A 9,103-nucleotide genomic window follows, 5' to 3' on the forward strand; every position below is an offset into this window, starting at 1 on the left:
TGCTGTGCTGCAGGCGGAAGAAATGTCGGGGTTCGCCGCCGGCGCGGCGGCGCGTCGTCCACTCGGATCTCGGAGAACAGCGTGTCGAACACCGAACGATCGCCCGCCAGGCATCGCCGCCCCTATAGCGTGGCCGAGATTTTCGCCGACGGCGTCGTCCACACCGCGGCGCTGATCGCCGGCGCGGCGGGGTTTGCGCTGCTGTTCGCCCTCGCGCCGGTGCAGGGCGGCGCGGCCGAATATGCGGCGCTGATCGTCTACGCCGTCTGCTTCTTCCTGATGTTCGGCTTCTCCTTCGCCTACAACATGGTTCCCGATTCGGCGGTCAAGCGCTGGCTGCGCCGCTGCGACCATTCCGGAATTTATCTGATGATCGCCGGCACCTATACCGCGCTGATGGCGCTGGTGCAGGCGCAATGGTGGACGGTCGCCCTGGTCGCCTTCGTCTGGTGCGGCGCGATCGTCGGCGTCGCCTCCAAGCTGTTCATGCCGACCCGGCTCGACCGCGGCGCAGTCGGCTTCTATCTGGCGCTGAGCTGGTCGGCGATCGTCGCGATCAAGCCGCTCGCCGCCACGCTGCCGGCGACCGCCCTGGCGCTGATCGTCGCCGGCGGGCTGATCTACTCGGCCGGGGTGCCTTTCTACGTCTGGCGCAGCCTGAAATTCCAGAACGCGATCTGGCATGCTTGCGTCGCCCTCGGCGCCGCCCTCCAGTTCGGCGGAGTCGTGGCGGCGATCGGCGCGCCATCTTGACGCCGTAGTCCCGCGGCGTCTTGATGACCGCCATGAATCGCCAAGCGTTTCTCCCTATCGTGGCCGCCTGCGGCCTGATTGCGGCGCCGGCTTTGGCGGCCGACCTGCCCAATCCGTCCTCTTCGCCGCTGCCCTCGCTCGCCGCCGATCCGATGACTCAGGCCCCCAATTGGTCGGGATTCTATGTCGGCGCCGGGATCGACGTGGTCTCTTTCAAGGGCGCCAAGGCGCAGGCCGGCGGCGACGTGTTCGGCGGCTACGACCACCGCTTCGACAACAACGTCATCCTCGGGGTGCGCTTCGCCACCGGCTACAGCCCGTGGGCCTTTGCCAGCGGCCCCTATCGGGGCTTCAGCTTCGGCGAGGCCGACGTCAAGCTCGGCTACGCGATGGGCCGGCTCACCCCCTATGTCGTCGCGGGCGCGGCGCTGGCGCGGCCGAGCTACGGCGCCGACTTCGGCGACCTCGGCCAGTCGGTCAACGGCCTGTTCGCCGGACCCGGCGCGGTGCAGGCGGTCGGGACGGCGGGCGTCGGCTTCGATTATGCGGTGACCAACAACCTCACGGTCGGGCTCGAAGCGCGGGTGAACAACGGCGGCCCGTTCGGGCCGTTTGGCCCCTTGCACTGACCGGCCTCCGCGCCGATGCGCCGTCTTGCCTCGCTCGCCGAGGCGCGTTACGTCATGGCGTCCCTTCTGAACGTCAGAGTCTCATGCCGTCCTTGAATCGCCGAACGTTGCTGGCCAGCGTCGTCGCCGTGTCCAGTGTGCGGTTGCTCGCTCCGGCCTTCGCCCAGCAGCCGCCGGCCTTCGGCATGGGCGACGTGGTCAAGCGCGCGCGCGATCTCGCCGCCGCGCCGTTCGACGCGACGATCCCGCCGCTGCCCGAAGGCATCGCCGGCCTCGACTACGACGCCTGGCGCGACATCCGCTTCAAGTCCGACAAGCCGCTGCTCGGCCAGCCGGGCGCGAGCTTCCGCCTCGAGCTGTTCCACCTCGGCCACCTCTATCGCCGGCCGGTGGTGGTCAACGTTCTGCGCGACGGCATCCCGGCGCCGATCCCCTACACGCCCGGGATGTTCGACTGGGGCCGCAACAAGCCGCCAGCCAATCTTCCCATCACGCTCGGCTTTGCCGGCTTCCGCCTCCACTACCCGCTCAACGCGCCCCTTGTGATGGACGAGGTCATCGCCTTCCTCGGCGCGAGCTACTTCCGCTTCCTCGGCCGCGGCCAGCGCTACGGCCTGTCGGCGCGCGGCCTCGGCATCGGCGCCGGCGCGCGCGCCGACGAGGAATTCCCGTTCTTCCGCGAGTTTTGGATCGAGACGCCCGACCCCACCGCCGACCGCATCGTCGTTCACGCCCTGCTCGACAGCGAGTCGGTCACCGGCGCGTTCCAATTCGAAATCGTGCCGTCGGTGGAGACGAGCGTCGACGTGACGACTTCCGCGACGAGCTGCACGATTCCGACGGCCTGCTCATCCACACCGGCGCCGGCGAGTACATTTGGCGGCCGCTGAGCAATCCGGCGGCGCCCGCCGTCTCGATCTTCGTCGACGACAACGTGCGCGGCTTCGGCCTGCTGCAGCGCGACCGCACCTTCGATCATTATCAGGACCTCGATCTCGCCTATCAATTGCGGCCGAGCTACTGGATCGAGCCGCACGAGGGTTGGCGCGACGGCGGCGTCGAACTGCTGGAGCTGCCGACCGACAACGAGAGCAACGACAACATCGTCGTCGGCTGGACGCCGAAGGAGAGCTTCGGCGCCGGGAACTCGATGTCTTACGGCTACCGCATCACCGCGCTGTTCAGCGATTCGCGGCTGACGCCAGGCGCGCGGGCGATCAACACCTTCCGCGCCATGCCGAAGGCGCTCGGCGCCGCCGACCCGCTGCCGCCCGGCGCGACGCGCTTCCTGATCGACTTCGCCGGCGGCGATCTCGGCTATTACCTCAGCGATCCGACGCTGGTTCAGGTGGTGGCGACGACCTCGGCCGGACGGGTGTTGCGCACGTTCCTGGCGACCAACGCCCACGTCAACGGCTTCCGCGCCGGAATCGACGTCGCCATCGACCCCGGACAGAGTTGCGACGTGCGCGTGTTCCTGCGCGCCGCCAACAAGGCGCTGACCGAGACCTGGACCTTCCCCTGGCGGCCGTGACGGCGGAGGCCCCTGCAGCGCCTGAGCGGCGCTGAAACGCGAGAGGTCGATCGGCGCGGCCGCCGCCGCCGCGAGACCGCCGTCACAGGATATTTACGATACGACTTAACGCGCCGGAAACGCTGCGCGGCGAAGGCGCAGCAAAAGAAGCGCGCGGCAATAAATCATCAAATGACGCATGGTAATCCGCGGGTCGGTCGGTGACGACCCGACGTGAGCGACGCGACGTCAGCCGCGCGGCGCATGCCGAAGCGAAGCGCAAGCTTTCGCCGAGCCGGCGCCTGAGCCCAAGCGCGCGCGGCCGGCGAGGCCGTGCGGCGGCTCACTTTGCCGACCCGCGCAAGACCGCGATTAAGAGGCGAACCATGTTCGCACAGGCGATGCATTTTGCGACGACGCCATTGCGCCTCGTCAATGCCGACGTCCCAAGCTGCGACTACGTCGACGCTCGCGCGCCGCGCGCCCAACGCGTGCGGCTGGTCGGGCGGTGGATTTGTGCGCCCGACGCGCCGAAGCTGAGTTGCATTTGGGAGGTCGCCAAGACCGGCGGCGCGAGCCGCCGTCCGCCGGATGGCTTGCGCGCAGCCTAAACGCGCGCGGCCCAAACGCACAGCCTGCCGTGGAGATGACTCATGAACGCCTTGTCCTACGCGTCGATTTCGCCAGCGGCGGCGGCGCCGCTTCGTGACCCGTTTGCGGCGCTGCTGGCTCGCCTCGCCCGATTCGCGATCAAACTCAGCGGTCGCGGACAGGCGTCGCCGAGAGCGCTGGCGCTGGCGCAGGCGGGCGCAGCGGCGTACGGCGCCGCCCTCGGGTTCGTCGTCACGCAAGACGCTGAAGAAGGCGCGACGGACGCCGCCGAGCCGTCGACGGCCGAGCTTCTCGCGCGCCTCGCGGCGCTGCGTGAGAACCTCCGCCGAGCCCGGCAGCACTACGGCATCGACGAGCGCGATCCCGCCGATCGCGGGGGAAGAGACTCTTCCGCCGACGAAGACCGGCGCTGAAGCCGCCGAGGCGATGGCCCGCACGCCGATCGCCGTCGCGCGCGATCCCAGCCAGAGCCGCTGCGCGCGCGTTTTTCTGGGCGCCGTCGACAAAACGCCGAGTCATCCGCAGAAGGCGCGCGTAAACAGTCGACGCCTCTCGCCGAAGCAACGCCCGGCGGCCGGGTTGAAGCGCGTGAAAACCCCTCGCCGAACTACCGGGCGAGGCTCGGCTTTCTCGCGTCCTGCGGCGCCAGCAGGCGCGCCACGCATGACTTCAGCGAATCGCGCCAGTGCGGCAGCGTCAGGCCGAAGGTCGCGGCGAGCCTGGAAGCGTCCAACCGCGAATTCGCCAGTCGATGGGCGGCTGTCGGATAGTCCGCCGTCGCGATTCGCTTGACCGGCGCCGGCGCGCGCCCGTGCGCGGCGGCCTCGGCGAAGATCGCCTCGGCGAATTCCGCCCAGCTCGCCTCGCCGCGGCCGGTGAGATGGAACAATCCGCGCAGCGCCGGCGACGGATCGGCGCGCAATCGCTCGGCGATCGCGAACAACGCTTCGGCGATGTCGAGCGCGGAGGTCGGATTGCCGCGCTGGTCGGCGACCACGCGCGCTTCGCCGCCCGCCTCGCTGACGCGCAGCATCGTCGTGACGAAATTCGCGCCGAACGGACTGTAGACCCAGGCCGTGCGCAGGATCGCGTGGTTCGCGTGGATGCTGGCGATCCGTCGCTCGCCGGCGAGTTTTGAGCGCCCGTAGGCGCCCATCGGCGCGGTCGCGTCGTCCTCGCGATAGGGCCGGTCGAGCGCGCCGTCGAACACGTAGTCGGTGGACAGATGCAGCAGCGGCGCGCGCAACTCGGCGGCGATCTCGGCGACGTAGCCCGCCCCCTCGCCGTTGACGCGCATCGCCGCCTCCGGCTCGCTTTCGGCCTTGTCGACCTCGGTGTAGGCCGCCGCGTTGACGATGACGTCGCAGCGCGCGGCGCGCAACGCCGCCAGGACCGCGTCGCGAACCGTGATGTCGAGCCGCGGCCGGCCGAGGGCGATGATCTCGACCCCGCGCGGCGCGCGCTCGATCATCGCGCTGACGACCTGCCCGTGAAGTCCGGTGACGGCGAGCCTCATGCGATCCCTCGAAACCGTCCGCTCGGCGGCTGCGAACGCGGCCGGCTTTTACAGCAGTTCGGTCCCGATGCGAAAACCGACCGCCGCGACATCCTGTCGCCAGCTCGCGACGAAAAGCTGCGGCGCGACAGCGAGCGGCCAAGGCCGACCTTGACCCCTACCCGTTGAGCGCCCGGTCGAGGTCGCGCCACAGGTCCTCGACGTCCTCGATTCCCGCCGACAGCCGGAGCAGATCGGGCGGGCACGGCGATTCCGGGCCCTCGTAGGAAGCGCGGTGTTCGATCAGCGATTCGACGCCGCCGAGCGAGGTCGCGCGCTTCCACAGGCGCACGCGCGCCGCCGCGGCGATCGCCGCGTCGCGGCCGCCGCGCACGCGGATCGACAGCATGCCGCCGAAGCCGCCCTGCATCTGTCGGGCGGCGATCGCGTGGCCGGGATGATCGGGCCGGCCGGGATAGAGGACCTCGGCGACGGCGGCGTGATTGGACAGGCGCTCGGCCAGCTCGAACGCGTTGGCCGCCGCGGCGCGCACGCGCAGATCGAGCGTGCGCAAGCCGCGGATCAGCAGGAACGCCTCGAACGGTCCGAGGATGAGGCCGTGCAGCTTGCGAATGTCGGCGACCCGCGCCGCCAGCCCGTCGCCGCGCGCGAAGCCGAGCGCCCCGGCGATCGCGTCGGAATGGCCGTTGAGATACTTGGTCGCCGAATGCATGACGACGTCGGCGCCGAGCTTGAGCGGCCGGGTGAAGATCGGCGTCGCGCAAGTCGAGTCGACCGCCAGCGCCGCCCCCGCCGCATGGGCGATCGAAGCCGCCGCGGCGATGTCGGTGACGCTCCACAGCGGATTGCTCGGCGTCTCCAGCCAGACGAGGCGCGTGGGTTTCTCGGCGACGCAGGCGGCGAGCGCGGCGGGATCTTCGGGGTCGGTGAACGCAACCTCGAGGCCGAAATTCGCCGATTCGTCCTTCAGCCAATGGCGCAAAGCCCAATACATCCGCCGCGGCGCAACGATTCGCGCGCCGGGACCCAAGCTCAGGAACAGCGCGATCGCCGCCGACATGCCCGAGCCGAACACAAACGTCGCCGCGGCGCCTTCGAGCGAGCCGATCAAGGCTTCGGCTTCGCGCGCCGTCTGATTGTCGGGCCGGCCGTAGATCGGCCGGCTCCAGTCGGCGTAGGCGGGATCGCGGATGAAGGTCGTCGTCACGTGCAGCGGCGGCACCAGGCCGCCCGTCGCCTCGTCGATGCGGCCGAGCGCCTGCGCGGCGCGCGTGCGCGCGCTCCAGTTCTGCGCGTCGCTCATAGCGCGAGCCCGCGCAGCAGCCGCGGCGCCTTGACGCCGTCGCCCGCCGCCTCGGCGGCGAGCAGCCGCTTCAGCGGCGACAGGCGATCGACGACCCTCAGGCCGAAATCGCGCGCGGCGCGCAGCGGCGTGAGATCGTTGGCGAACAGACGGTTCAGCGCGTCCATGCCGAGGCTCGAGGAGACGACGTCGAAGCGGCGCGCGCGCTGGTAGGTTTGCAGCGTCGTCGCGTCGCCGGGATCGAGGCCGAGCCGCATGCGCTCGACAATGACCTCGGCGAGCGCCGCGACGTCGCGCAGGCCGAGATTGAGCCCCTGCCCCGCCAGCGGATGGACGACATGGGCGGCGTCGGCGACCAGCGCGAGACGGTCGGCGACGAAGCGTCGGGCGAAGCGGAACGCGAACGGAATGGCTTCGACGCGCGAAGCGAGGCTCAGCGCGCCGAGCTTCAAGGTGAAGCGATATTCGAGCTCGCGCAGGAAATCCTCGGGCGCCAGCGCCGCGATCGCCCTGGCGTCGGCGTGGCGCTCGTTCCAGACGATGCTGGAGCGGCGGCCGCGCATCGGCAGGATGGCGAACGGGCCGCCGGGCAGGAAATGCTGTTCGGCGAGACCCTCGTGGTCGCGCTCATGGGCGATCGTCGCGACCATGCCGGTCTGGCCGGTGTCCCAGCCGACGGTCGGAACGTCGGCGAGCGCGCGCAGCCGCGAGCGCGCGCCGTCGGCGGCGACGACCAGTCGCGCCCTCAGCCGCCGGCCGTCGCCGAGTTCGAGCTCGGCCATGTCGCGTCCGGGCGCAAACGCGGTCACGGCGGCGGCGATCGTCTCGAGGCCGAGCGCCGCGGCGGCGGCGCGAAGCGCGGTCGCGACGTCGTCGTTGAACGCCATATGGGCGAGCGCTTCGTCGTCTTCGCCGCCGAAGCGCAATTGCTCGATCCTGACCGCATCGCGCGTGCGGCCGTCGTAGATCGCCATGCGGCGGATCGGCTGGGCGAGCGGCGCCAGCGCCGTCCAGGCGCCGACCTGCGCGATCAGGCGGCGCGGCCCTTCGGCGAGCGCCACCGTGCGCAAATGTCCGTCGCGCGCGTCGGGGCGCGGGTCGACGAGGGCGACGGCGATCCCCGCCCCCAACGCCTGTTTGACCGCCGCGGCGAAAGCGAGCCCCGCCGGCCCCGCGCCGGCGACGACGACGTCGAAGATGCGCGGAGAGGCGGCGGCGGGCATGGCCGCCATTGTGGGGCGGCCGGCGCAGCGAGGCAAGCGCCGGCGGTCGGCCGATGGGGCGCCGGCGCTGGCGACGCGCCGGCGGCCAAAATCTGATGCTTGGTTCTCGGCGCCGCGGATCGGCTGTGGGCGGCGCGCCGGCTTTGCGGCGCCCGAGGCGTTACGGCCGGGTTGCGCCCATGCCAGCCGGTTTCCGTTTGAGGCGGTTCTCGAAGGCGGACGGCATACCGGCCAGGTCTTCTCGGCGATCTTGGGCGGACAGCGGCCGTTGCGGTTTGAGGCGCGTTAGACGCCTGGAGCAAGGCGCGCCAAGGCCAAAGCGGGCGTTTCGCCCCCGCCTGTTGCTTTTCTGCAACAGTCTTTAAGAAGGTCGTTTTGAGGCGACAATCTTGCAATTTTGCAATTGAATTGCGGCGTGACTTGGATAGGGTCGGTCGCTGACGTTACGGTAAGCAAGTCCGTAACGGGGAGTTCCCGCTCGATCAAGACGGGAGCGGGCTGGAGGGCGTCGATATGAAATTCACCAAGAGCCTATTGCTCGGTTCGGCCGCCACTCTGGTGGTCGTCGCCGGCGCGCAGGCTGCCGATCTTCCGACCAAGAAGGGCGCGCCGGCCGCTGAATACGTCAAGGTCTGCAAGGTCGGCGACATCGCCGGCTTCATCATCCCGGGCTCCGACACCTGCCTGAAGATCAGCGGTTACGTCAACGCGCAGATCGCCATGGGCAACGTCAGCGACGAATATACGCTGGCGCCTCTGTCCGAGTTCGCCAAGGTGTACCTGCACCACTCTTCGCCGCACGTTACGTGGGGCGACCCGGCGATGACGCTGAAGAGCGCGGCGACGCAAGTCAACGACATCGGCTACTACACCCGCGGTCAGGTCAACTTCGACGCGGTGACCAACACCGCCATGGGCCCGCTGCTCGCTCACATCGAGCTGCAGGGCGACTCGGGCGACAGCCGCTTCGACGCGGGCTCGCCCGGCGCCGACGTGACGCTCAACGCCGGTTACGTGCAATGGGCGGGCATCACCGCCGGCAAGCACGGCTCGTTCTACGACTACCTCGCCGGCGGCGACACCTGGAAGGACTTCTTCTCGCCCGACCACAGCGGCACCCCGATCAACCTGCTGGCCTATACCGCGACCTTCGGCGGCGGCTTCTCGGCCACCGTGTCGTTGGAGCAGAACGAGAGCGTGTCCGGCTTCGCGGGAGCGGCAGACAACATCGGGTTCCCATTCGGCTCATCGAATTTCTTCATCCTTGGGACGGGCAACGTCACTTCGATCAGCGGCAAGGCGCTCGGCGTTCGCGCGCCCGACATCGTCGCCAGCTTGGACGTGACCCAGAGCTGGGGCGGCGCCCATCTCGCCGGCGTCGCGCATAACGACCGCTACTCGATCGCGGGGACGATCAACGAGACGCTGTTCCCGATCGCCAACCCCACGATCGCGTCGCTAGAGTCGAGCGCCGACACATGGGGCTTCGGCGTCATCGGCGGCGTGACCTTCACCCTGCCGATGCTCTCGGCCGGTTCGAAGATCGCGTTCCAG

Annotated in this window: 8 protein-coding genes and 1 pseudogene; 6 read left to right on the forward strand and 3 right to left on the reverse strand. The window is 69.8% G+C overall.

All coding sequences use genetic code 11. From position 1 onward, the window contains the following. Window positions 1–81: 81 nt before the first annotated feature. The 5 genes and pseudogenes from trhA to ABSF49_RS05735 all read left to right on the forward strand — a co-directional run bounded on the left by trhA (window position 82) and on the right by ABSF49_RS05735 (window position 3,920). Window positions 82–753: a PAQR family membrane homeostasis protein TrhA gene (gene trhA / locus ABSF49_RS05715; RefSeq protein WP_424111666.1), complete on the forward strand. Its 672-nt coding sequence runs from the start codon at window positions 82–84 to the stop codon at window positions 751–753. Between the two features lie 23 nt (window positions 754–776). Beyond that, window positions 777–1,382, forward strand: a complete 606-nt coding sequence (locus ABSF49_RS05720) for an outer membrane protein (RefSeq protein WP_424111667.1) — start codon at window positions 777–779, stop codon at window positions 1,380–1,382. A gap of 185 nt (window positions 1,383–1,567) precedes the next feature. Then, a pseudogene (locus ABSF49_RS05725) lies at window positions 1,568–2,916 on the forward strand (OpgD/OpgG family glucan biosynthesis protein). 365 nt (window positions 2,917–3,281) lie between these two features. Beyond that, the gene (locus ABSF49_RS05730) at window positions 3,282–3,506 is read left to right on the forward strand and encodes a hypothetical protein (protein WP_424111668.1); all 225 of its coding nucleotides are present in this window, start codon (window positions 3,282–3,284) and stop codon (window positions 3,504–3,506) included. Between the two features lie 42 nt (window positions 3,507–3,548). After that, the gene (locus ABSF49_RS05735; protein ID WP_424111669.1) at window positions 3,549–3,920 is read left to right on the forward strand and encodes a hypothetical protein; all 372 of its coding nucleotides are present in this window, start codon (window positions 3,549–3,551) and stop codon (window positions 3,918–3,920) included. 194 nt (window positions 3,921–4,114) lie between these two features. On the opposite strand, the gene rfbD is transcribed toward ABSF49_RS05735, so the two are convergent. From rfbD to ABSF49_RS05750, 3 genes are all read right to left on the reverse strand, one after another. Then, window positions 4,115–5,023: a dTDP-4-dehydrorhamnose reductase gene (gene rfbD, locus ABSF49_RS05740; RefSeq protein ID WP_424111670.1), complete on the reverse strand. Its 909-nt coding sequence runs from the start codon at window positions 5,021–5,023 to the stop codon at window positions 4,115–4,117. Window positions 5,024–5,180: 157 nt separating this feature from the next. Beyond that, entirely contained in the window at window positions 5,181–6,326 is a 1,146-nt protein-coding gene (locus ABSF49_RS05745; protein ID WP_424111671.1) for a trans-sulfuration enzyme family protein, read from the reverse strand. Next, entirely contained in the window at window positions 6,323–7,549 is a 1,227-nt protein-coding gene (locus tag ABSF49_RS05750) for an FAD-dependent monooxygenase (RefSeq protein WP_424111672.1), read from the reverse strand. The genes ABSF49_RS05745 and ABSF49_RS05750 overlap by 4 nt, the downstream gene beginning before the upstream one ends. A gap of 513 nt (window positions 7,550–8,062) precedes the next feature. On the opposite strand from ABSF49_RS05750, the gene ABSF49_RS05755 reads away from it, so the two are divergent. Next, window positions 8,063–9,103: porin (locus tag ABSF49_RS05755; protein ID WP_424111673.1), on the forward strand; the 1,041-nt coding region annotated here is incomplete at its 3' end.

It is taken from the genome of Roseiarcus sp., from assembly GCF_049514155.1.
In the GTDB taxonomy this organism is placed as follows: domain Bacteria; phylum Pseudomonadota; class Alphaproteobacteria; order Rhizobiales; family Beijerinckiaceae; genus Roseiarcus.